The sequence below is a fragment of the Sphingobacterium sp. B29 genome, from assembly GCF_001952815.1.
Classification (GTDB): domain Bacteria; phylum Bacteroidota; class Bacteroidia; order Sphingobacteriales; family Sphingobacteriaceae; genus Sphingobacterium; species Sphingobacterium siyangense.
Map to the genome: position 1 here is coordinate 182,267 of NZ_CP019158.1, position 22,591 is coordinate 204,857.

18 protein-coding genes and 1 pseudogene are annotated in these 22,591 nt (G+C 39.7%); 10 read left to right on the forward strand and 9 right to left on the reverse strand.

Annotated elements, in window-relative coordinates:
* The 3 genes from BV902_RS00785 to BV902_RS00795 all read left to right on the forward strand — a co-directional run bounded on the left by BV902_RS00785 (position 1) and on the right by BV902_RS00795 (position 5,686).
* A complete protein-coding gene (locus tag BV902_RS00785; protein WP_083663418.1) occupies positions 1–2,601 on the forward strand; it encodes a hypothetical protein in 2,601 nt (866 codons plus the stop codon).
* Positions 2,602–2,613: 12 nt separating this feature from the next.
* Positions 2,614–4,977 (forward strand): hypothetical protein, encoded by a 2,364-nt coding sequence (locus BV902_RS00790; protein WP_075990354.1) that lies wholly within the window; start codon positions 2,614–2,616, stop codon positions 4,975–4,977.
* A 97-nt stretch (positions 4,978–5,074) separates the two neighbouring features.
* Positions 5,075–5,686 (forward strand): trimeric intracellular cation channel family protein, encoded by a 612-nt coding sequence (locus BV902_RS00795; RefSeq protein WP_075990355.1) that lies wholly within the window; start codon positions 5,075–5,077, stop codon positions 5,684–5,686.
* A 166-nt stretch (positions 5,687–5,852) separates the two neighbouring features.
* On the opposite strand, the gene def is transcribed toward BV902_RS00795, so the two are convergent.
* On the reverse strand, positions 5,853–6,434 hold the full coding sequence (gene def / locus BV902_RS00800) for a peptide deformylase (protein WP_075990356.1): 582 nt from the start codon (positions 6,432–6,434) through the stop codon (positions 5,853–5,855).
* Between the two features lie 267 nt (positions 6,435–6,701).
* Between def and BV902_RS00805 the strand changes: the two genes are divergently transcribed.
* The 3 genes from BV902_RS00805 to miaA all read left to right on the forward strand — a co-directional run bounded on the left by BV902_RS00805 (position 6,702) and on the right by miaA (position 9,614).
* The gene (locus BV902_RS00805; protein WP_075990357.1) at positions 6,702–7,481 is read left to right on the forward strand and encodes a hypothetical protein; all 780 of its coding nucleotides are present in this window, start codon (positions 6,702–6,704) and stop codon (positions 7,479–7,481) included.
* Between the two features lie 64 nt (positions 7,482–7,545).
* A complete protein-coding gene (locus tag BV902_RS00810) occupies positions 7,546–8,718 on the forward strand; it encodes a Gfo/Idh/MocA family protein (protein ID WP_075990358.1) in 1,173 nt (390 codons plus the stop codon).
* Positions 8,715–9,614, forward strand: coding sequence for a tRNA (adenosine(37)-N6)-dimethylallyltransferase MiaA (gene miaA / locus BV902_RS00815; protein ID WP_157625814.1), 900 nt, complete (start codon positions 8,715–8,717; stop codon positions 9,612–9,614). Before BV902_RS00810 ends, miaA begins: the two co-directional genes overlap by 4 nt.
* Before the next feature lie 69 nt (positions 9,615–9,683).
* Here miaA and BV902_RS00820 read toward each other — a convergent pair.
* The 5 genes and pseudogenes from BV902_RS00820 to BV902_RS00840 all read right to left on the reverse strand — a co-directional run bounded on the left by BV902_RS00820 (position 9,684) and on the right by BV902_RS00840 (position 14,966).
* Positions 9,684–11,236, reverse strand: a pseudogene (locus BV902_RS00820) (Rne/Rng family ribonuclease).
* Positions 11,237–11,540: 304 nt separating this feature from the next.
* A complete protein-coding gene (locus tag BV902_RS00825; protein WP_070562796.1) occupies positions 11,541–12,377 on the reverse strand; it encodes a tetratricopeptide repeat protein in 837 nt (278 codons plus the stop codon).
* A gap of 18 nt (positions 12,378–12,395) precedes the next feature.
* On the reverse strand, positions 12,396–12,680 hold the full coding sequence (locus BV902_RS00830; protein WP_046673299.1) for an HU family DNA-binding protein: 285 nt from the start codon (positions 12,678–12,680) through the stop codon (positions 12,396–12,398).
* A gap of 247 nt (positions 12,681–12,927) precedes the next feature.
* Positions 12,928–13,974 (reverse strand): 8-amino-7-oxononanoate synthase, encoded by a 1,047-nt coding sequence (locus BV902_RS00835; protein WP_075990360.1) that lies wholly within the window; start codon positions 13,972–13,974, stop codon positions 12,928–12,930.
* Between the two features lie 23 nt (positions 13,975–13,997).
* The gene (locus BV902_RS00840; protein ID WP_075990361.1) at positions 13,998–14,966 is read right to left on the reverse strand and encodes a D-2-hydroxyacid dehydrogenase family protein; all 969 of its coding nucleotides are present in this window, start codon (positions 14,964–14,966) and stop codon (positions 13,998–14,000) included.
* A gap of 273 nt (positions 14,967–15,239) precedes the next feature.
* Between BV902_RS00840 and BV902_RS00845 the strand changes: the two genes are divergently transcribed.
* From BV902_RS00845 to BV902_RS00860, 4 genes are all read left to right on the forward strand, one after another.
* Positions 15,240–17,387 (forward strand): TonB-dependent receptor, encoded by a 2,148-nt coding sequence (locus BV902_RS00845; RefSeq protein WP_075990362.1) that lies wholly within the window; start codon positions 15,240–15,242, stop codon positions 17,385–17,387.
* Between the two features lie 153 nt (positions 17,388–17,540).
* A complete protein-coding gene (locus BV902_RS00850) occupies positions 17,541–18,155 on the forward strand; it encodes a tetratricopeptide repeat protein (protein ID WP_075990363.1) in 615 nt (204 codons plus the stop codon).
* A 6-nt stretch (positions 18,156–18,161) separates the two neighbouring features.
* Entirely contained in the window at positions 18,162–19,229 is a 1,068-nt protein-coding gene (locus BV902_RS00855) for a sensor histidine kinase (RefSeq protein ID WP_075990364.1), read from the forward strand.
* A 126-nt stretch (positions 19,230–19,355) separates the two neighbouring features.
* Complete coding sequence (locus BV902_RS00860; RefSeq protein ID WP_075994560.1) at positions 19,356–20,105, forward strand: LytR/AlgR family response regulator transcription factor; 750 nt, start codon at positions 19,356–19,358, stop codon at positions 20,103–20,105.
* 128 nt (positions 20,106–20,233) lie between these two features.
* Here the strand turns inward: BV902_RS00860 and BV902_RS00865 are convergent, their stop codons facing one another.
* The 3 genes from BV902_RS00865 to BV902_RS00875 form a co-directional block, all read right to left on the reverse strand.
* The gene (locus BV902_RS00865) at positions 20,234–20,701 is read right to left on the reverse strand and encodes a hypothetical protein (RefSeq protein WP_075990365.1); all 468 of its coding nucleotides are present in this window, start codon (positions 20,699–20,701) and stop codon (positions 20,234–20,236) included.
* A gap of 7 nt (positions 20,702–20,708) precedes the next feature.
* Positions 20,709–21,185, reverse strand: a complete 477-nt coding sequence (locus BV902_RS00870) for a hypothetical protein (RefSeq protein WP_075990366.1) — start codon at positions 21,183–21,185, stop codon at positions 20,709–20,711.
* A gap of 132 nt (positions 21,186–21,317) precedes the next feature.
* On the reverse strand, positions 21,318–22,448 hold the full coding sequence (locus tag BV902_RS00875; protein ID WP_075994561.1) for an SH3 domain-containing protein: 1,131 nt from the start codon (positions 22,446–22,448) through the stop codon (positions 21,318–21,320).
* Between the last annotated feature and the right edge of the window lie 143 nt (positions 22,449–22,591).

Sequence of the window (22,591 nt, forward strand, 5' to 3'; positions counted from 1 at the left end):
ATGCAAAAGGTTGTACCATTCTTTCTTATTTTTCTTGCTAGTCATGTTTATTCACAACAAAAACATACACAGTCACCTGCACACCAGGGCAAGTCCTTTGCTAAAACCGTCATCAAGGACAGTGTAAGTATCGTTGCAAATGCAAAATATGGTAAAGCCAGTAAATTCAAAAAGTTCTTCCTTGGCGAAAACTACCGCAAAGAATGGGCTGCAGAAACCACCTTACCTTTGCTCCAACTTTCAACCTTATACGGGGGACTGCGTCCTGTTAAACAAGGGGGCGGGATGCAATCGGTTTCTCTACGACTTACAGATTCAAGCGGTCGGGAATGGGCACTACGATCAGTCAATAAAAGGACTGAATCCCTCATACCAGAAGAGCTACATGGCACCTTTGTACAGGATGTCTTGGACGATGCCACTAGTGCGCAGCATCCCTATTCCGCGCTTATGATCCCCGCTTTGGCAAATGCCGTGAACGTCCCACATGCCCATCCAATCATCGGTGTTGTTGCACAAGACAGCATATTGGGTGAATACGCTCCGCTTTTTGAGCATACGGTGGCTTTACTAGAAGAACGCGAACCTCTTGGTGATTCAGACAACAGCCCAAAAGCTGTACGAAAACTACAGGAAGATAACGACGATAACTTTAAGGCTAAAGCATATCTCCGTGCAAGAATGCTGGATGTACTGGTAAGCGACTGGGATCGACACGAGGATCAATGGCGTTGGTACAATGAAAATCAGGATAGCACAGATCACGATAAAGACTATATTCCTATTCCCCGCGATCGGGATCAGGCACTGCGTGTCACACAAGGTTTTCTAATGAAAGATATCTATCAGCAATTTGTCAATCCAGTCATGCAAGGTTTCACGACCGGTATTCCCGATATTCGCTATTCTTTGTTTAAATCACGCTTTTTAAATGCTCATCCGAGCAACCAGCTTCCTCACAAGGAATGGACCAAAGAGGTCAAGCAATTTGTAGCACGTCTCACAGATTCGGTATTATGGGAGTCGGTACATAGCCTGCCGCAATCGTCCATTGCTATTCGTGGAGAGCAAATTTTTAAAACACTTCAAAGCCGTCGTGATGCACTGCCCATGGCGATGGAAGAGTATTACAATTTCATTAATAACATTGTCGATATTCATCTCAGCGACAAAAACGAAAAAGTAGAAATATACAGCACAGCGAATAAAAACTTAAAAGTCAAAGTTTCGAAGATCAATAAAGATGGTAAAGTCACCAAGGCATTGATGGACAAAACCTATAAAGATTCCCTGACAAAAGAAATTCGCCTCTATCTGGCTGAAGGAAAAGACTCTGTTGTCATCGATAACGCAAATTCTCCTATAAAACTCCGAATTATTGGCGATAACACGCCAAAGACTTATGTTATCAACCAAAGCAAATCGAAAATACAGCTTTACGAAAACACCAAAAATTCCACTTTACTGGCTGAAAAGAACAAAATAAAGCTTCATTATGCACAAGATAGTACCAACACGCAATTTGTTCCTGTAAACCTGTACAATACCTGGCTTCCCCTGGTGACTGCGGGTTATAATGCTGATGACGGTTTTTCGCTGGGGCTAGGGGCTGCTTATACACATCAGCGTGGATTTAGAAAAAGTCCTTTTACCTATAAGCAACAACTTACTGTAGCAACAGCCTTCCGGACCGGAGCTTATAAAATTCACTATAGAGGCGAATGGATAGCTGTTGTCGGGGATGCGGATCTTGTTGTCGATGCGCTAGCAAAAGCTCCTGACAACACGCAGAATTTTTTCGGCGTAGGTAATAACTCGCTCTTCTTAAAGGAACAGTATGGTGCAAAATATTACAGAAGTAGATTCAATATTTTCAATGTCAATCCACAGTTAAGGTGGAAACCTTCAGCTACATTAAACTTTGCCGTAGGTCCGCATATCCAATTTTACCACTTAGATCCGATTGAAAATGAAGATCGATTTATTTTAAATCCCCAAGCTTTACATTCTTACGATAGTTTATCGATTACCAAAGACAAAGCTTTTGCAGGTATCAATGCCTTTTTAACACAAGACTCCCGTAATCGAAAGATTAACCCAAGTAAAGGGCTATATATTGAAGCCGCTTTGAATTCTTATTTTGGACTCAATCAGTACTCAAAAAACTCAGCGCAGTTAAGTGCTGCAATGACGGGTTACTTTAGCGCTTTCAATGAAGGCATTATATTCGCCAATAGAACAGGAGGGGGCACCGTTGTTGGGAACCCTACATTTTATCAATATCTATTTCTAGGCGGCCATGAAAATCTCAGGGGATTTCGCCAGTATCGATTTGCAGGTCAACAGATGCTTTACAATAACCTAGAGGCTCGTGTCAAAGTAATTGATGTCAAAAGCTATGTTCTTCCAGGTGAATTTGGACTAATGGGTATGTATGATGTTGGAAAAGTGTGGGCAAAGGGCTATAACAGCGATAAGTTTCATCAAGGTGTGGGTGGAGGCATTTATTACATCGTCGCCAATGCACTTCCTTTGCATTTTGTCATGACGAAATCCAATGAAGGCTGGTATCCCTATTTCAGCACAGGCTTCCGCTTTTAAAATTTTCGATCCATGGAGATAAAGAAAGTACAACTCACAACGGCGAAAATGGCCAATACGTATGCAAATGGCAGGCTAGACTTTGAACCATTTTTCAAATACCTGGAATCTTTTATTGAAAATGGCATTTCATCCGATGATATGATTCCTTTGTATGCGCTGGAACGCATCAAAGAAATAGAGCATCTCAACGGTAAACTCTGCAAGCACAACCTCAATGCCTATAAAGATATTCTGCAATTGATTTATAGCCTCTCCGTATCGTTGGTTGACACTGCTCCAAAAAGGTACTGGGCACTCACAACAGCCCTAGCAGAAGAAGCCTTCTATGGAACGGAAGCCTTTTTCGACCTAACTAGCCATCAGCTTGTGGAGCAAGAAATTCAAGGGAAGATGCGTACCGGAAGCCTTCTTACTAATCAAGAAAAGCTCTTTTATACCCTCATTTTCGAGCGTCTGTATGGCTTTTCTTCCAATGAAAACAGCAGCATTGTTTATCATCAACTCAATGATCAGGGGGAGATCGTGGATTATTACGATTTGGACATCGATTTCAAATTTGTTGAGATAAAGGCAAAAAAAACACTGCCTGCGCTTGATATCGGTCGTTTATCGGAAAATCCTAGTGATTCGCTTTTTGATTGGAATACCGTTATCAATACCGTTAAACTGGAAGATTTTGAGTTATCGGGCTTTAGTATTGTAACTTTCAGAAAGACCAGTACGGAACATACTTTACGCCGCATTCAGTCCATTCTCTTGGACCTTCCTACATACAATTATCACCTCTTCTTCGCTGATTTAGAAAAAATCATCACACCGCTATTAAAAGGAGCTGATACCGTATTTAGTCTATTTCCGTTATTCCAATTAAATGGGGTACCATTTTTCGATTATTCAATCACCAATAAGAGCATCTTGATTGCGGAAGCGTATACCGCAAATAAAACCTTCAAGATCAATCCTGAACTTGCGGGCTACCTAAAACATCCGCATGTTATATTTTATACCAATAATGCGACAAATGGCCTCCGAAATACCACATCCATTTTCGACGAGCGGATTGGTCGCTCGGGGGTAACGACCTATCTGTGTATTCCACTTATCCATAATCATTCCCTCTCAGGCATATTGGAAATATACAGCTATGAACAAGATCAGCTCGACAATGAGACAATGCAAGCCTTAAGTTCTTTGGTTCCGCTTTTATCACAATTATCTCAGGATATCACGCTAGAATTTAAAAAACGTATCGACGATATCATCATCAACCGGTTTACGACCATACAGCCCTCGGTTCAGTGGAAATTTAACCATATCGCAGCCCAGTACATTCAGGAACTGGAAAACGACAGTCGGGATGCGCATATCAAAGCGGTTGTATTTGAAGAAGTCTATCCGCTCTATGGTGCTGTCGATGTAAAAGACTCCACGATCATACGAAACGCCTCCATTCTGAAAGACTTTAGCTTCAAGGTCAAACAGCTCGCAATGCTTATTGATGAGCTCTCTTTAGATGGAAAGCACAAGTTGATTATGACTTTTTCAGCACGTGTTGATCAAATTACAGAATCTCTTGATCATATTTCTTTTGATGAGTCGATGGTCAAGATCATTGAGTTTTTTAGGAAAGACGTACAGCCATTTTTAGAAGAAGCCAGAAAGCAATTTCCGTCAAAAATAGAGGTGATTGAACATTATGCGAAGCATTTTTTCACCAATCGAGAAACCGGTGAATTTTATAGGAATGAATTTGAAACTTCTTTACGCCAGATCAATCAATTGATCGGTAAGGAACTAGACCATTTCAATAGCTTTATCCAGGGGAATTACCCATCGTATTTTCAAAAATTCAGGACAGACGGTATTGAATATGATATTTATATCGGCGAATCCATTACACCACAACAACCATTTAGCTACGAATTTATCAATGTATTTAGGCGTCAGCAAATTATTTCTATGGCTAGAATTGCGCTGAAAGCTTACCATACAAAGGATATTCTGCCTTTGGCTTTAGAAACAACACAATTGATTTTTATCAATCCACATAGCATTGATATCAGCTTCCGGGAAGATGAACGGAGATTTGATGTAGAGGGATCACTCAATATCCGTTATGAAATAATCAAAAAAAGGATAGACAAAATTCGGATAAAGCGAACCAAAGAACGACTTACTCAGGTCAATAAAATTGCTATCGTCTATTTATCGGATGAAATCCTGGAGGACCTTATGTTGAGTATAAAGGCAATCTACGACATGGGCATCATTGAGCATACCATCGAACATTTAAAATTGGAGGATGTACAGGGAATCGCGGGTTTGAAAGCTATTCGCCTTTCGGTGAATTTAAACTATCAAGATTTCTCCTAAATTTGTCCAATAAAGGGAAGTTTATCCCCATTGGTGTTAAGCGATATGGGCTACCGTCAACTGGAGATTTTAATATAATGATTTAAAAAGGATTACCATGATTACTGATGCCAACTATTTTTATCTAAGCGATTTGCTTGGCACCTTATTTTTTGCAATATCAGGCACGCTGTCGGCAAAACGTAAAGATATTGATATTTTTGGGGCAGCCTTTTTAGGCTTTGTGACAGCCATTGGCGGTGGATCGATGCGGGATGTATTTTTGAATCTGCGCCCAGTATGGGTCAATGATAGCAATTACCTCATTGCTATTTTCCTCGGAATTTTAATTGCCATTGTCTTCAACAAACAGTTGTATGGTTATTATCGCACGCTGACACTTTTTGATGCCATCGGAATTAGCTTTTTTACTATCCTAGGGGTACAAAAATCACTCAATTACGAAAGCAATACCTATGCTGCCATTATCTTTGGAATGTTCACCGCGGTATGTGGGGGGATGACGCGCGATGTCTTACTCAACGAAACCCCCTTAATCTTTAAAAAAGAAGTATATGCTACGGCCTGTTTAGGTGGAGGTCTCACATATATCTTGCTGGTGCATCTCGATTTTGATCTTTCTTGGGCAGCCTTTATTGGGGCTGCTGTTGTATTTTTAATACGAATGACAGCCGTTAAATATCGTCTATATTTACCTCGGTTGGATTGAGGAATGTTCTTCTTCGCGCATGAAATTTCTATAACACGCTCTACTGGATGACCGATTCGATCTCAAAAATAGATTAAAAGGATGGATCAGTAGGTAGAACACTGATATTCTTGATCTCCAACCAATTTTATGCCGAAGAAGCCGCAAAAAAAAGCGTTAGTATGAACTAACGCTTTTTCTTTTGCTGTGGAAATTTCATTTTATAACCAACGCGAATATTTCCTTTCGCGATAGCATCTAATCGCCCCTTAAGCATCGTTTTCTTCAAGGCACTCAATTTGTCGGTAAATAGTTTACCTTCAATATGATCATATTCGTGTTGTACCACACGGGCAGCCAAACCTGTTAAGTCTACTTCATGTTCTTCAAAGTTCTCATCCAAGTAATTGATGCGAATATTTCTGTGACGCAATACGTCCTCATTAATATCTGGGATACTCAGGCATCCTTCACCGAAAGCCCATTTCTCACCAGACTCTTCAACCATGATGGGATTGATGAAAACTTTTTTGAACGATTGGAGTACATCTTTGTTTTCTTCATCATCTTCTGCGAAAGGAGTTGCGTCGATAACGAACATCCGTATAGGCAAACCAACCTGTGGAGCTGCCAAACCAACACCATGAGCTGCATACATGGTATCGAACATATCATCAATCAATTTCTTTAAATCTGGATAGTCTTCATCTATTTCCTCAGCGACCTTTCTTAATACAGGATCGCCATACGCCACTATCGGAAGTTTCATATGTATTATAATTATTTATAAGTGCCGATACTCATTGCTATACCTGAGTTCGTTACACGTTGTTTGCTTTTAAAGATCACTAGGCACCTGTTGTAATTTTAGCACGATTTTATTTCAGATCATGTCAGGCTAATTGCTCAGCCTGAGTCATTGTACTATTTTAACAAGGATACCCTGTAGCACCATTATATTTTTCGGTACAAAGGTACGGATAATTATTAAAAGTGAATATTTCGTCAAAACTTCCATAAAAGTTACTTTTGTTTTATGGATCCTTCGTTTTTAAATTTGTCAACGCAGTTCAAGCTTAGGCTAGAGCAGGCCCTTGAAGTCCCATTAGGGCTTTGCCAGGATGATGGATTTATACAAATATACTCTCCGGAATTAGCAATTAACATTTTACTATACCCTCATAACAAATCCGTTAGACGTGATACTTCCGACCCTTGCATTCATATCGATGAGGACCGATTAATAACAAAGTTTGATTTGATCGTCAGACGCATTGTTGCTAGAACAAAAAATGACAAACGCATTTACGCACGCAATACTGTAGTCGCCCGGATCGACAAAAGAACGAGTTTACAGTTCCTCGTGGAACATCATTTACAAACCGCTCTTCCCGGCAAGTATCGTTATGGCCTTTATGAACAGGGAGAGCTTGTCGCGGTCGCGGTATTCTCTGGAGGACGCCGAATGCTGGATAAAGATGAAAACTATCGCTCATTTGAATTATTACGCTTTTGTAATAAAACAGGTATTAATGTTATAGGAGGCCTAAGCAAATTAATTAAAGCCTTTTGTAGCGATTTCTCGCCAGGAGACATTATGACTTTCACCGATCGTGACTGGAGCCAACACTCTTCGCTCGAAAAAATTGGGTTTGTTGCCAAAGAAATTACGACACCGATTAACTTTTGGATCACGGGAACAAAGCGGTATACCTATCGAAATACAGATGAATTAAAAGCGCTTAGGGAGCAGTTCCCTCATGGCTTTCCCAAAGAAAATATGGGTAGCATCAAGATGATTTTATACATAAAATAAGCTAAATTGTGTATATTGTACACTGTAAAAGTTTGAAAAATAAATAATCAAAAATAATAACGTTATGAAGAGAAAACTTCGCATGGGTATGGTTGGAGGCGGAAACGACGCCTTTATTGGCGCTGTACACCGTATTGCTGCTTTTATGGATGGCAAGATTGAACTGGTTTGTGGTGCATTTAGTATTGATCCACAGATTTCAAAACAATCTGGAGAAGACTTATTTGTAGCTCCTGAGCGTGTCTATCTAAACTATGAAGAGATGATCGAAAAAGAATCTTTGCTTCCCGAAGGCGAACGCATGGATTTTGTAACGATCGTAACACCCAATTTTTTACATTTTGCTCCCGCTAAATTAGCGCTAGAAAAAGGTTTTGATGTTGTCGTTGAAAAACCAATGACAGTATCTGTTGAAGAAGCAAAAGAATTACAAGAAACCGTAGAACGTACTGGTCGTACGCTGTGCCTTACCCATACGTATTCAGGCTACCCAATGGTTAAACAAGCCAAAGCAATGGTCAAAGAAGGTCACTTCGGTAAGATCAGAAAGATTGTTGTTGAGTATCCACAAGGTTGGTTAAGTCGTTTAACGGAACGCGAGGGTAATGCTGGAGCCGCTTGGCGTGCAGATCCGAAACGCTCGGGTAAATCGTTGGTTATGGGTGATATCGGTACCCATGCTGCGCATTTAGCGGAATATGTGTCGGGCTTAAAAATCCAAGAACTATGTGCAGACCTAACAACATTTGTTGAAGGCCGTCTATTGGATGACGATGGGTCGGTGCTTTTGCGTTTCGAAAATGGTGCTAAAGGTGTATTGATGGCTTCGCAAATTTCAGCCGGAGAAGAAAATGCTGTTCGTATACGTATCTATGGTGAAAAAGGTGGATTGGAATGGGCGAATGAGGATCCGAACAATTTAATTATCAAAATGCTTGATCAGCCTCGTCAGCTTTATCGCACAGGCAATGCTTACGCAGCGCCTTATACGTTGAGTTCGTTTGCAACACATAATACCCGTGTACCAGCGGGTCACCCTGAAGGGCTATTAGAATCATTTGCAAATATCTACCGTAATTTTGCGGCAACAGTTACAGCAAAACGTGAAGGAAAAACTCCTACAGCTGAACAACAGGATTTTCCAACAGTTTACGATGGCGTAAGAGGCATGGCTTTTATCGATACTGTCGTAAAAAATAACGAAGGAACAGAAAAATGGACTAAATTTGTTCTGTGATAGACAGATTAAAATATACACTTTCTCTTTTGGAACAGCAAACCGTTCCAAAAGAGAAAGTTATCGTTATCTTAGGGCCTACAGCTTCTGGAAAAACGAAACTGGCCGTCCAACTGGCCCAACACATTGATGCTGAAATCATCAGTGCTGATTCCCGCCAAATCTATCGAAGGATGGACATCGGTACGGGAAAAGACCTATCGGAATACCAAGATATTCCCTATCATCTTATCGACATTCATGAACCGGGAAAACGCTACAATCTCGGAAATTTTATTGCTGACTTCCGTCAAGCCCAACAATCCATTCTAGAAAAGGGAAAACATACCATCTTATGTGGTGGTACAGGTTTATATATTCAAAGTGTAATCCAAGAAAATCCCTATGCGCTGATCCCATCAATCGAAGGCTTCAAGGAATCATTACTTGCATATCCAGAGACGGAGCTGTTAGCGCGTCTTCAGGAATATACGCTACCTGTGAACTTTCAAATCGATCTTTCGACCAAAAAACGTATAATCCGGGCAATAGAAATATTAGCGTTTTTAGAGAATCATCCCGATCACATCGTCCAGCAACAAGCAGTAGATAGCATTGTTATCGGATTAAATCCCCCGTTGGAAATCAGACGCGAACACATTAGTCAAAGATTAAAACAACGATTGAATGAAGGCTTCTTAGAAGAAGTGTGCGGGCTCTTGACAGAAGGTATTACACACGAGCAACTTCAATACTATGGTTTGGAGTATAAATATGCGTCACTCCATCTCCTTGGACAGCTCGATTATCCTGCTTTTACCACAAAACTGGAGACAGAAATACATCGCTATGCCAAAAGACAAATGACTTACTTCCGCAAAATGGAAAAAGACGGCATAATTATCCATTGGGTATAAACAATACAATGATATAAAAACAAAAAAGGGTTAGTATCACTACTAACCCTTTTCGTTAATCTCTTTCTATTATAACTTGATTTCTTCATCCTTCGCATTGAAGAAATGGAATTCAGTTAGATAATATGACGTCATTGGATTTACTTTAATCCATTTTCCGTACTTCATGAACCATTTCATTCTTTTAGAAATCAAACCAGACTTAATGTAGGCGTCTATATAAGGGTGAACACATAAGGTCACCTTCTTTTCGTTCTGTTCTTGAAGAATAAAGCTCAAATTATTTTCAATATCATCCATGAGAACAATACTTGATCGGATTTCACCTGTACCATCACAAGCCGGACATTTTTCGTTTGTGACGATATTCATTTCAGGTCTAACGCGCTGACGTGTAATTTGAACCAATCCAAATTTACTTGGAGGCAAAATTGTATGTCTCGCTCTATCCGCTACCATACATTCTTTTAAGAACGTATACAACTCTTTTCGATGATTGGGTTTATGCATATCGATAAAATCGATGACTACAATTCCGCCCATATCACGCAAACGCAGCTGACGCGCAATTTCTTTTGCTGCTTCCATATTGACCAGCAATGCATTGTCTTCCTGATTCTCCTTATTAGCAGAACGGTTACCACTGTTGACATCAATGACATGCAAGGCTTCGGTATGCTCTATAACGAGGTACGCACCGCCCGGCAATGTTACAGTTTTGCCAAAAGCTGCCTTGATTTGCTTTTCAACTCCGAAATGATCAAAAATTGGCTCTTTATGTTTATAAAGTTTGACAATTTTCTCCAAGTCTGGAGATATATCGTGTATATATGATTTTGTTTCTTCGAAGATCGAAGGATCATTAACATAAATATGCGAAAACTCGTCTGTCAAAATATCTCGTAGAATAGTGGATGCACGATCCATTTCGCCAAGAACCTTTTGAGGCGGTTCAGCATTACGAAGACGTTTGGTAAATAGCTCCCATTTTGAGATCAGGTCCAATAAGTCACGTTGTAGTTCTTCAACACCCTTACCCTCGGAAACTGTGCGAATGATAACACCAAAATTAGCTGGCTTAATTCCTTCGACAATCTTTTTTAGGCGATTGCGTTCATTACTACCTTTGATACGCTTGGAAATGGAAACAGTACTTGAGAAAGGTACCAAAACGACAAAACGACCCGCTATTGAAAGGTCTGAACTCAGACGCGGTCCTTTTGTTGAAATGGGTTCTTTGGCGATTTGTACTGGCACGAGCATATTTTTGCTCAAGACATCAGAGATCTTACCAGCTTTATCGATATCCTTTTCAAGTTTTAAACTATTGAGCAGTTTCTCTTGATAACTGCCATTCTTCACTATACGCGTAAGCTTTAGCAAAGATTGAACTTGAGGACCCAGATCTAAATAATGTAGAAAAGCATCCTTTTCGTAGCTACATCCACGAAAGCTGCATTAAGCCCAGGCATAATTCGCTTAATACGTCCGAGATAGATATCTCCAACGGCGAAGTTATTATTTGCGGGCTCGCGGTTAAGTTCAACAAGCTGCTTATCTTGTAGTAAAGCAATAGTTACCCCTTTATCAGGAGTTGAATCGATAATTAATTCCTTTACCAAAAGCTACTCATTTTTGATACCTATGCAATATCCTATCGCAATCTTGGGTATCCGATTAAACATTTAAAGAACGTTGTTACGAAAAAAACAATCTACATCCCCTTCACAGACATGTAGATCGTTTCGTAAAGCTATCTCAGCAAAATGGGCCAAGATGTTTAAAAGCTTATCACAAGACTATTTTTTCTTGTGTCTATTTTTTCTTAAACGTTTTTTACGTTTGTGAGTAGCCATCTTGTGTCTTTTTCTTTTTTTTCCGCTTGGCATAGCTAAATTTTTTAATGATTATAAAATAATAAATTAATTACTTGCTCAATTCCGCGATCTTTCGATCGATGAATTGTGATAGGGAAGGATCGGCTGCCAGTTCCTTACTTTTTTGAAAAGCTGTAACGGCTTCCTTTTTCATCCCAATATTTTCATAGCCTGTGGCTAAGTAAAAGTATGACTCAGCATCGGGTTTTTGATCGATAACGGTCTTAAAACGCTCGATGGCTTTGTCAAACTGACGGGATTGTAATGAAAACAATCCCAAAGTTTTGTTTGCTTCTAAGTTTTTAGGATCGGCAGCAACGACTTCTCGCAATAAGGCAATACCTGCCATAGGGTTGTTCGTTCCTGATACCATTGCGGCACCCAATCCTGTTTTTGCATCCAAACTACTTGTATTCGCTTTTAACGCAGCCTCATATGCATGAATAGCATTTTGATTCAACGCTTGGGCTAAAGTAGAATCCTGCAAATTTGTATAAGCGGCACGATAAGCATTACCTGCTTTCAACCAATATTCAAACTTCGGTGAAACCTTTGCCATTTCCTCATAGATGAAAGCCTGAGGGGCTGGTTTTGCGACATCATCCCACTTATTTGCCAACTGTTGCAACAGCTTTATCTTATCCTCTCCAGAAGCTTTTGCAACTTGGCCCTCAATATCGGAAATTTCTTTGACTAAACTAGCATCTAAACCTTGTTTTGTCATCGAAGATATATTTTCCAAATTTACTTCATTGGAAGGCTTCGACTCAGATGCTGCAGCAGTTTGTTTTTCTTTGTTCACCAAACCTTTAATAGGCTGTGCTAAAAGCACAGCAACCAAGGCTACTACTGATCCTATTACTATTATCTGTTTGGTTTTTGCCATTTTAATCTATTTTAAAGATTATTTATTGCCATTCTTTACTTTCTCTACGAAAATTTTAGCTGGCTTGAAACTAGGAACAAAGTGTTCAGGGATAATGATTGCTGTATTTTTTGAAATGTTTCTTGCAGTCTTCTCAGCTCTTTTTTTGACTACGAAGCTACCAAAACCTCTTACATATACATTTTCTCCTCCGATCATTGCGTTTTTGACAACTTTAAAGAACGCCTCTACGGTTTCTTGAACATCTACCTTCTCTAAGCCAGTTTTGGTAGAGATTTCTGCAATAATTTCTGCTTTAGTCATATCTATTTTACTGTAATTATTTATTTTTCAACCCTTAAGCCAACTAATGTTTGGGGATGCAAAAGTATTGTTTTAAAATGAGTAATGGAAATTATTTAAATACTTTTTTGATAAATAAGCTTCCAAAAGCCAAACATTTACAATCAATTAACGAGACATTCCGTCCAACCAACCATTAAATAGACATCAAAAATAAAAACAATTATCTAATTTACAAGATGTTGACTTATTACTTGTCATATAAAAATCAATATATGCCAATGACATGACTTAGCTGGTCCAAATCTGCTTTGGTATGGTGCGCGTTTACCACAATCCGATTTAATAGGGGGTCTGTAGCGAGGGGATAAGGAAAACTTGAAACCAGTATTCCAGCATTCATCAGCCTCGCATAAAGGCCCGTATCCGTTGAAGAAAAGACCGGAAAATCAGCAACAGCGTTTAATCCAGACTCCATATGTGCTTTGAAGGAATCAATATTATATTGCAGTTTTTCGAACTGCTGTAGATAGATCTGCTCTCCATGAACAAATGCATATAAGCCCGCTGGTGAACTTGGAGAAGCCCCTGTATAAAAGTTTGATCGCTTGAGATACTTGATCCGTTCCCCATCGGCCAAAATCAATCCAGCATCTGTTGCCAGGCCTTTTGCCAAGGATGCGACGACGATCAGTTCGATATTAGTTTGCTGAAAACTACTTTTATCCAATGAAATGCTATTCTTGCGCAAAACTCCTATTCCGTGAGAATCGTCCAAGAGCAGTATAATCTTTTTGTCCGGATCAATACGATTGAAAACAGTGAAATCGTACAATTCTGGCCGCATATTGTCCAAGCTGTTGCTAACGATGATAAATGATGTTTGGGCTGAATGATTGATATACTCGATCGTTGCATTGGCCCACTCAACAAAATGCCCAGTTGCGACGGGCTTCTTATCTAGCCATAAAGAAGGGTGACAAGCGGGAGCATACAATACTTCTCCTTCGGTCGCCAAGGTTCTTACAAGAAATTGTGTTGCCAGATAACCACTTGAGAGCAACAGGCTTGCTTCAAAACCAAAACGCTTTGCTGCATATTCTTCGGCTTGATCAAATATGGCCTGTTGCACATTATTATTTCGGGAAGTGCCGTTGTTGATACCATACCGCTGTATACCTTCTATGAAAATAGAAGCATATGCTTTATCTGTTGCCAGCCCTAGATAGGAAGTTCCACCAAAAAAAAGATATTCCTTACCGCCGACCACAATAACGCGACCTGTTGGTTGTTCTAAATGCGTAAAATTATTCATCTATGTATAGCCGATTCATTTAATTAGTGGGTCAATACTTCAGGGTTAGCGATATGCTGTGGATCGCCCCCGGAAAAGGCTACAATATTCTCAAAAGCAAGTCTAAATAATTGTTCGTAACCATTTTTCTCCACATAACCAATATGTGGCGTACAAAGTACATTTGGCAGCTGCAATAATGGATAGTTCGGGTCAAAGATTGGTTCGGACTCATAGACATCTACCGCAGCCATCCCTGGAACACCTGTCTCGAGCGCGGTCAATAGTGCCCCCTCTTCAACCAACTCAGCACGAGAGGTGTTGACAAAAAGCGCTGTCGGCTTCATAGACCGGAGATCTTCGAGCTTTACGATACCTCGCGTCTCAGGCACTAACCTAAGATGTAGAGTAACAACATCTGAAAAATGAAAAAAATCGGATTTATTGGCAGCAGCTAAAAAACCATCTCTTACAGCTTCTTCTCGGGAATTTTCGCTTCCCCAAACAATTACTTGGGCACCAAAAGCACGTGCATATTGCGCTATTCGCTTCCCTATTTTTCCATAGCTCCATACCCCTATTGTTTTCCCGGCGACACAATCTCCTATATTCGTTTGCCATAGGCCTTTGTCCATATCTGAAAGAGCCTTAGGTAAACCACGGAGGGCATTCATGATCAAAAGCCAGGTCAATTCAGCCGGAGCAACAGGAGAGCCCATACTTTCAGCAACAGCCACATGGAAACGGCTACAAACAGCCAAATCCAAATGGTTTGAAATTTTGCCCGTCTGGCTAATTAGCTTTAGCTTGGGAAGCTGAGACAACAGGTCTTCTGTAATCCGCGTCCGTTCTCTGATGAGCACTAGCGCTTCCGTATCGCTCAATTTTTCGGCCAGTAAAGCCGGATCTGAATAGGACTGTTTCAATATTTGGACATCGTGACCATCAAGAATTTTGAAACAGTCCAACTTTCGGACAGCGTCTTGATAGTCATCTAAAATGGTTATTCGCATTTTTCCTGACTTAATTTTAAACTCTTATTTTCAATATCAAACGAGAGTAAAATGACTTTTATATCCGCTATAAGTACGTCGCATATAAAAGCAATTTTTCGCATTCTCCACTTTCCATTGCGGAACTTAATTATGGAGGAAATTTTGTTTTTCGATATCAATTTACAGCATAAAGTTGGAATCCTGCAATTCGTCATGATATTTTGACATTCCATCCACTCTTTTTCACAGGACCACTTACAGCCGCTGATATTTGAATAAAATTAAAGAAAAATGAAGCTGTTATTAACCTTACTATTTTTAAGTATTACCATCGTATCTGCGCAGTCCATCTTGAGAGGGAAAGTGCTGGGCAAAAACGGCAAACCTATATATTTAGCCAATGTTTATATTGAAGGCACCTATGATGGTGGCACCACCGATTCCCTTGGAAATTTCGTGTTTGAGACCAGTGAACAAGGTACTAAAATCATTAAAGCGTCTGTCGTGGGCCTCCCAACATATAACAGGCCTATCCAGCTACCTCAAAAAGAATTGCTGATTATTCAAATGCAAGAAAGCGAGAATCGCTTACAGGAAGTCACGATTCAGGCAGGGGTTCTACAAGCCAATAGCTCCGGAAAAAACACGGTAATGAGTCCATTGGATATTGTCACTACAGCAGGCAGCATGGGAAACATCATCAGCGCACTGGCAACATTGCCCGGAGCACAGGTTGGGGGCGAGAACGGACGTCTTATGGTTCACGGTGGAGATGCTTCCGAAACACAGACCTACATCAATGGAATCAGAGTAGCCCAACCTTACACCGCAACACCAAACGAAGTTCCTGTAAGGGGCAGGTTTTCGCCCATGCTCTTTAAAGGCGTGAATTTCTCTACAGGCGGCTATTCTGCAGAATTTGGTAATGCGCTGTCCAGCATTCTAGCGCTAAACACCGAAAATACCATAGAGCAGTCCAAAACAGAGCTTTCGCTATCTTCTGTTGGATTAGGGCTAGGACATACCTTACAATGGGGCAAAAACTCTCTTACCTTCAACAGCAGCTATACAAACTTAAAACCCTATTCCAAAATTATTACACCAGATATAAAATGGACGAAACCCTATGAAAACGCTTCTGGAGAAATGATCTATCGCCATCAGTTTAAAGAAGGTTTTCTAAATATTTATGGGGCTTACAATTTTGAAAATATGGGACTTTACCAAGCGGACATCAATTATGAGCAACCCGTAACATTGAAAAAGAAATCCAACAATGCCTACGCCAACATCAGCTACAGTCAGAATTTGGGGAACCGATGGACACTCCAGTCTGGTATTGGCCTAGGTTACCTGACCGATAAGCTGCATTACGATGACGTTTACCTCCTTAATGAAGAAAAGAGTCTTCACTTAAAAGGAACGCTAAGTAAGATCTGGAACAATAAGATTAAAAGTATCGGAGGAATAGAATATTTCGACACGAATTATCAAGAAGAATATCACCGACAAACCCTTGGCTATAGCTATGGTTATCATAGCAAGATGACCGCTGTATTTACGGAAACTACCTTCGGCATCCTCCCGAACTTAATAGGGAAGATCGGCTTACGAGAAACTTCCTCCAATTTGCAGGCGAAGAGCACGTTAGAACCGAGGGCTTCGCTGGGCTATGCATTAAATAAATATACGCAGCTATCACTTGCTTATGGGAACTTCCATCAGCAGACGCCAACACCGCTGTTAAAATATGCTCCACAACTTGACTGGATGGAGGCCAATCATTATATCGCAAATTATTTCTATTCGCGTGGCGGGCACTTACTTCGCTTAGAAGCCTATCACAAAGAATATAACAAGTTGGCAAAATACAACAGTATAACTCCAAAATATGACAGCCAATATGACAATAACGGAAGCGGTAAGGTCAAAGGCTTTGACTTATTTTATAAAAACAGCAGCAGCATCAAAAACCTCCAATACTGGATTTCATATTCCTATACGGACAGTAAGAGAAATGAAGCGAATTATCCGACGACAGTCACTCCCCCTTATGTTTACAAACACAGTTTCTATATCGTTGGAAAATACTGGCTATCAAGCCTACGTTCACAGCTCAGTTTGACAAATTCGTTTGTATCCGGCAGAAATTACAATGATCCCAACCAAACAGTATTCATGAATGGCCATACAAAAGGTTACAATAGTCTGTCTATGAGTTGGTCGTTTCTTTACAGCCAGCAAAAAATTATCCATTTCTCCGTCAGTAATGTTCTTGGCGCTAGTCCAATTTATGGGTATCAATATGCAGACCGGCCAAATTCACAAGGAATCTACGACCGTAGACCGATTGTCCCTACTGCCAAACGCTTTGTATTTCTAGGCTATTTTTGGACAATCAGTAAAAATGAAAAAGATAATCAATTGGACAATCTATAATAAACATCAACTCATCATCGAAATACGTCGGTCCATCCAAAATTATTTCTGTTTGTAGAGAAGTATTACCAACTTCAATATCATTCAATATCAGATACATCAAACACAACAACAATAACTTAGAAAAATATTTACTACTAAAAACGAAAGATCATGAAATCATTTATTATCGCCCTCATCTGCCTTATAAGCGGCAGCACATTTGCACAAAGCAATTTTGAAAAAAGTATGGGACAAGCCATGAGCCTATGGCAATCGGGTGAGACGCAGAAAGCGGCCGCTCTTTTAGAACGTATTTCACAGGCAGAAAAGGACAATTGGATTCCTGCCTATTATCAGGCCATGGTACTGACAACAGCATCCTTCAGGGAGAAAAATAAAGAGACACAGACAAAATATATACAGTCTGCAGAAGAAATACTAAACAATAGCGCCCAGGACAATAATTCAGAATGGCTTGTGCTGAGAGCGATGAACCAAACGGCATTGATGATTACAGATCCGATGACAAAAGCCAAAGAGCTTTCACCTAAGATTATAGGTCTATATAAAAAAGCCATCACCCTTGCGCCAAATAATCCACGAGCGGTATTGGGATTAGCGGAATTCCAAATAAACGCAAAAAAATATTTCAATCAGGATACCAGCAAAGAATGTGAGGATGTCAAGAAAGCACTATCTTTATTCGGTGAAGAGAAAACTACTACACCATTCGCACCCTCATGGGGCAAAGATCGGGCAGAACAGTTGATAAAAGAATGCAAATAACATTTTGTGAAGAAAGCACCATTTAAAGCTATTATACAAGCATTACTTGCAAGCTTGGTCATAACCATCTATTTTGTGGTTGTGGCCAAACTTGACCACAATGATGTCCCTTGGATATCCATCATCTTTCATCCTAATATGGTCAGAGGTTTACTATACGGATTTTTTCTCTTTCTAGGTCATAGCTATCTATCGAAATGGGTCGGGAGCAAATACCCAAGCAGTAAAGATTTTGGGAAAAAGATGATTGTTTTTTACAGTGTCAGTTTCTTCTTGACCATACTGGTCGTTTTTATTGTCAATGCATTTTTTTCCGGACTGTTTAACCCCGGTATTACCCAAAATTTCCCACAACGTTTCCACCAGTTTATTCACCAACAACGTATTGCATATTATTTTCAAACTGCGATGATATCTTGGTGCATTTCGATGATTTTTTTTGGATTCTATTTCTATAAAAGATTCAAAGATTATCAAATCAAAGAATCTCATCAGGAAAAACAGCAAATAACAGCACAATTTGAGTCGCTCAAAAATCAACTCGATCCACATTTTTTGTTCAACAGCCTGAATGTATTGAATGGATTAATTGAAGAAAGCCCCAAAAAGGCCAGTATGTTTACCACGGATCTTTCTAAGATATATCGCTATGTATTGGAGCAAAAAGACAAAAGCCTCGTCTCTTTACAGGATGAGCTTACTTTTTCAAAGGCCTATTTAAACCTCTTGAGTCTACGCTTCGAAACCGGTATACAGATCGATTTACAGATCAATGCGGAACAACATACTGGTTTTATATTACCCCTTTCCCTTCAATTACTGATCGAAAATGCAATCAAACACAATATTATTTCGGTTAAGAAGCCTCTTTTATTGAAGATTTATAGAAAAAATAATTACCTCTATGTTGAAAACACTCTTCAAAAGAAGAAAGTGCTCCATGATCATTCGGGAATCGGTCTGAAAAATATTCAGGAACGTTATGCTATACTGTCCAATCTATCTGTGCATCTTCAGGAAACTGATATTTTATTTTCTGTTGGACTGCCCATTATCAATGAAATAGTCTCTTAAAAGCAACCTGTTCTTAAATAAACATGCGAGGCCTAATAGCAGCAAAAAACAATAGCTAAGGCGCAACGATGCTCAATAAATTAACAATACAACGGTCTGATGATCGATAAGCATGCAAAAAAAGCAATGAAAATAGTAATTATAGAAGACGAACTCCCATCGGCGAGATTGCTCCGAAGAAAACTTGAGGATCTTGGTTATACAGTATCTGCTGTACTGCAGACTGTGGAAGAATCTATCGAATGGTTTATGTCAAATACTGAACCTGATCTACTGTTCTTGGATATTCAGCTTGCCGATGGGATTTCATTTGACATCCTTGAGCAGGTGAAGCCTAATTCGGCCATTATTTTTACCACCGCATACGATGAATATATGTTGCGGGCATTTAAACAAAATAGCATCGATTACCTCCTTAAGCCGATTGAAGATGAAGAGCTGAAAAATGCTATTGAAAAATTCCGTCAATTAAGACACCCAAAGCCACAGCTCGATCTGGCATCTTTTGAAGCTTTATTTAGAAACACCGTCCAAACATATAAGGAACGCTTTACCATCAAAATAGGCCAAAACCTAAAAGTAGTGACCACCCAGCAAATCGAATGTATTTACAGCGAAAACAAGGGCACTTACCTTTATACCAATGAAAAGGGAAACTATCTTTTGGACCAAACATTGGATGCGCTGATGCCACAACTATCTCCTAAGGATTTCTTTAGGATCAACCGAAGCACTATAGTTCAATTTGATGCCATCAAGAATATTGCTGTACACTCTAACGCCCGGTTAAAAATATACCTTAAGCATTATGAATCGGATGAGCTTATTGTTTCACGGGAGAAAGTCACGGCTTTCAAAAATTGGCTTGACAATTAGTCTAGTCGTTCCTTAAAAGTACTTTAGCACAATTACTTTACAAGCGAAATAGACTATCATAAAAAATGGTCCTGTCAAGTTTAGCTTTTGGAAGGTAAATCAAGCGAAGGGTGATTCATGAATCTAAGCTACATATTGATTCGATAATTTAGCGGAATACTAAATCGAAGAGACACCGCGAACCCCTTTATCGGATTGTAATCTTTTTTTTCATTGATGGAAAATCCATAACCAAAGTCGATATCCACCAATGTGGCCAAACTCACTCCAACTTTGGGCGTAAAGGTATACGGAGTAAGCTCCGCACGAACAAAGGGAGTTAAGACATATGTTTGAGGATAATACGTTACTGCAGCCTCAGGTATCACGGCAAACTTCTTTTGTGTCCAAGTAAAGTTGGCTGTGGCATCTGCTCGGAGAATATGATCTTCTATAAAAGGGAATGCGAAATAAGCACCCGTTTTTATTATATTCCCTTTTTGAAACTGGTAGCTTAACGTCGGACCGATTAAGTGGTCTTGCGCTTTCAGGTTGCTAACTATAGCTAACAACACAACAAGTGACCCCAGGAGTTTATAAATCGTCTTACTGCGCATTTTTCAATTAATAAATATGAAAATTGAGCGGAATATTTACCCCTACTGAAACGGTAATTCCGTCAATCGGCTTAAAATTTTTCTTAGTATTGTAATCAAATCCATAACCTATTCCCAGATCCACAATAGAGAATAGACTGGCACCAACTTTTGGCGTTATGGTATAAGGTGTTAACTCTGCTTTTACAAAAGGAAAAACAACAAAATCATTTAGATAATAGGTAAACCCCAGCTCTGGAATAACAGTCGTTTTACCTTGCATCCAGCTGAAATTGGCTCCGGCATCAATTTTCATATATTGAAAATCATTAGGTGCAAATAACCCCCAGCCCGAAACTTTCAGGAAATTACCACTTTGATACTGATACCCTACTGACGGACCCCAAATCCATTTATTATGCTGTTTCCATGGCTTATCTTGTGCCATAGACAACGTGGAAAAGAGAAGAAGGATAGTAAATAACGATAATATTCTTAGTTTCATCCAGCTAAATTACAAACTATAATCTATTTTATGGAATACAACAGGTGCATGCCAGAATAGTTTTACTTAAAACAGAAAAACAATAAATATATACGCCCGCAGTAAACCAATAAAAGTATGGTTTGTGCCTGTTTAATGGGATAATATCTTGATTCTGATAAATTGTGATCTTTCGTTCAGCGATCCTTCTTCACCCCAGTAACCGTCTACATGGTTGGCAGCAGTATAGATACAACCGTCCTTGCCCCAGAACATTAACTCTTCTTTCCAGGTTGGCATCCACTCTTTAAAACTGATAAAAACGAAAGGAGTCACCTTTCCCTGTTTCACGTGGAAGAGCTGCAGGTCGCCCGTCGATTCATAGGGGTCGGCGTGCAAGGTCATTAGGTATTTTTTATCGGCAGAGAAGAATGGATAATCCCCACATTCCACAATAAGATGACCATCCTGTTTATCAAAAAGCCGCACATCAGCACTTTCCCAATAATTCCCATCAACAGCAAAAGCATTTAAAAAATCGTAATGCCCTTTATAAGAATAGCTGGCTTCTAATTCATTATCGATATCCTTATCCTTAAATGTTAGCTTTTTCCCATTTGTCAACGGCAATTCCAAAATCTTTCCATTTTTCGGATAAGACAGGGTATCCTTGATCAAGTAGTTTTTAGCCGTATTCCGAGCGGCTAAGAACGTTTGCTCATCAATCAATTCTAGCTGGAGATACTTATCTAAAGAATGCCCATTTTCGTAATGCATTTCTTTACCATTTATCGTCAATGAAACGATTGAATTTAAATCTTTGGGTGAGATTGTAATTTTATCTTGTTTCCCCAGCTTGGACTTCGCTACATAGACCTTTTCCCATCGCGTTACATCACCTTTTTCGCCATTGTTCCCGCTATAATCGCGCTGGATACGATCCATAACGGCAATCCATTCTCCTTCTTCACCGATCACATCGAGCTTGGTACCATAGGGATATCTTCCTAATAGCGGGGCAGCCTTATCCGCGCCTTGTCTAAGCTCGGCTCCAGCTCGATCAACAACATAGGTATTTTTTAAAACCTTCGTCTTGTCAAAGTCAATTGGCAAAGGAGGAAATTTAGCAGCAGCCATCGTATCCTTCACAGCGACTGTTTTAAGTTCAGCAGAATCCTTTAAATCCGAACCGTTGACTTTTGTATTGTGTCCACAGCTCAAGATTCCCATGGATAATGTCGCTCCTAGGAATAAAGATAGGGGTGAAAATAGCGGTCTATTCATAAAGGTCAAGGTAGCGATTCCCATGCCAAAAAAAAATACTGGTTTTCAGGGGTTCTTCGAGAACCAATACTATTATCAATAAGGTTCATAGTTTTAGCAACCTAAGATCTAACGCTCATTCCAAATGTGGACGAGATCATTTG

What these genes read in the sequence shown, in the direction of transcription:
- BV902_RS00785 (WP_083663418.1), top strand. Translation starts at nt 1, where the DNA reads ATGCAAAAGGTTGTACCATTCTTTCTTATTTTTCTTGCTAGTCATGTT.
- BV902_RS00790 (WP_075990354.1), top strand. Translation starts at nt 2,614, where the DNA reads ATGGAGATAAAGAAAGTACAACTCACAACGGCGAAAATGGCCAATACG.
- BV902_RS00795 (WP_075990355.1), top strand. Translation starts at nt 5,075, where the DNA reads ATGATTACTGATGCCAACTATTTTTATCTAAGCGATTTGCTTGGCACC.
- def (WP_075990356.1), bottom strand. Translation starts at nt 6,434, where the DNA reads ATGAAACTTCCGATAGTGGCGTATGGCGATCCTGTATTAAGAAAGGTC.
- BV902_RS00805 (WP_075990357.1), top strand. Translation starts at nt 6,702, where the DNA reads ATGGATCCTTCGTTTTTAAATTTGTCAACGCAGTTCAAGCTTAGGCTA.
- BV902_RS00810 (WP_075990358.1), top strand. Translation starts at nt 7,546, where the DNA reads ATGAAGAGAAAACTTCGCATGGGTATGGTTGGAGGCGGAAACGACGCC.
- BV902_RS00825 (WP_070562796.1), bottom strand. Translation starts at nt 12,377, where the DNA reads ATGGCAAAAACCAAACAGATAATAGTAATAGGATCAGTAGTAGCCTTG.
- BV902_RS00830 (WP_046673299.1), bottom strand. Translation starts at nt 12,680, where the DNA reads ATGACTAAAGCAGAAATTATTGCAGAAATCTCTACCAAAACTGGCTTA.
- BV902_RS00835 (WP_075990360.1), bottom strand. Translation starts at nt 13,974, where the DNA reads ATGAATAATTTTACGCATTTAGAACAACCAACAGGTCGCGTTATTGTG.
- BV902_RS00840 (WP_075990361.1), bottom strand. Translation starts at nt 14,966, where the DNA reads ATGCGAATAACCATTTTAGATGACTATCAAGACGCTGTCCGAAAGTTG.
- BV902_RS00845 (WP_075990362.1), top strand. Translation starts at nt 15,240, where the DNA reads ATGAAGCTGTTATTAACCTTACTATTTTTAAGTATTACCATCGTATCT.
- BV902_RS00850 (WP_075990363.1), top strand. Translation starts at nt 17,541, where the DNA reads ATGAAATCATTTATTATCGCCCTCATCTGCCTTATAAGCGGCAGCACA.
- BV902_RS00860 (WP_075994560.1), top strand. Translation starts at nt 19,356, where the DNA reads ATGAAAATAGTAATTATAGAAGACGAACTCCCATCGGCGAGATTGCTC.
- BV902_RS00865 (WP_075990365.1), bottom strand. Translation starts at nt 20,701, where the DNA reads ATGCGCAGTAAGACGATTTATAAACTCCTGGGGTCACTTGTTGTGTTG.
- BV902_RS00870 (WP_075990366.1), bottom strand. Translation starts at nt 21,185, where the DNA reads ATGAAACTAAGAATATTATCGTTATTTACTATCCTTCTTCTCTTTTCC.
- BV902_RS00875 (WP_075994561.1), bottom strand. Translation starts at nt 22,448, where the DNA reads ATGAATAGACCGCTATTTTCACCCCTATCTTTATTCCTAGGAGCGACA.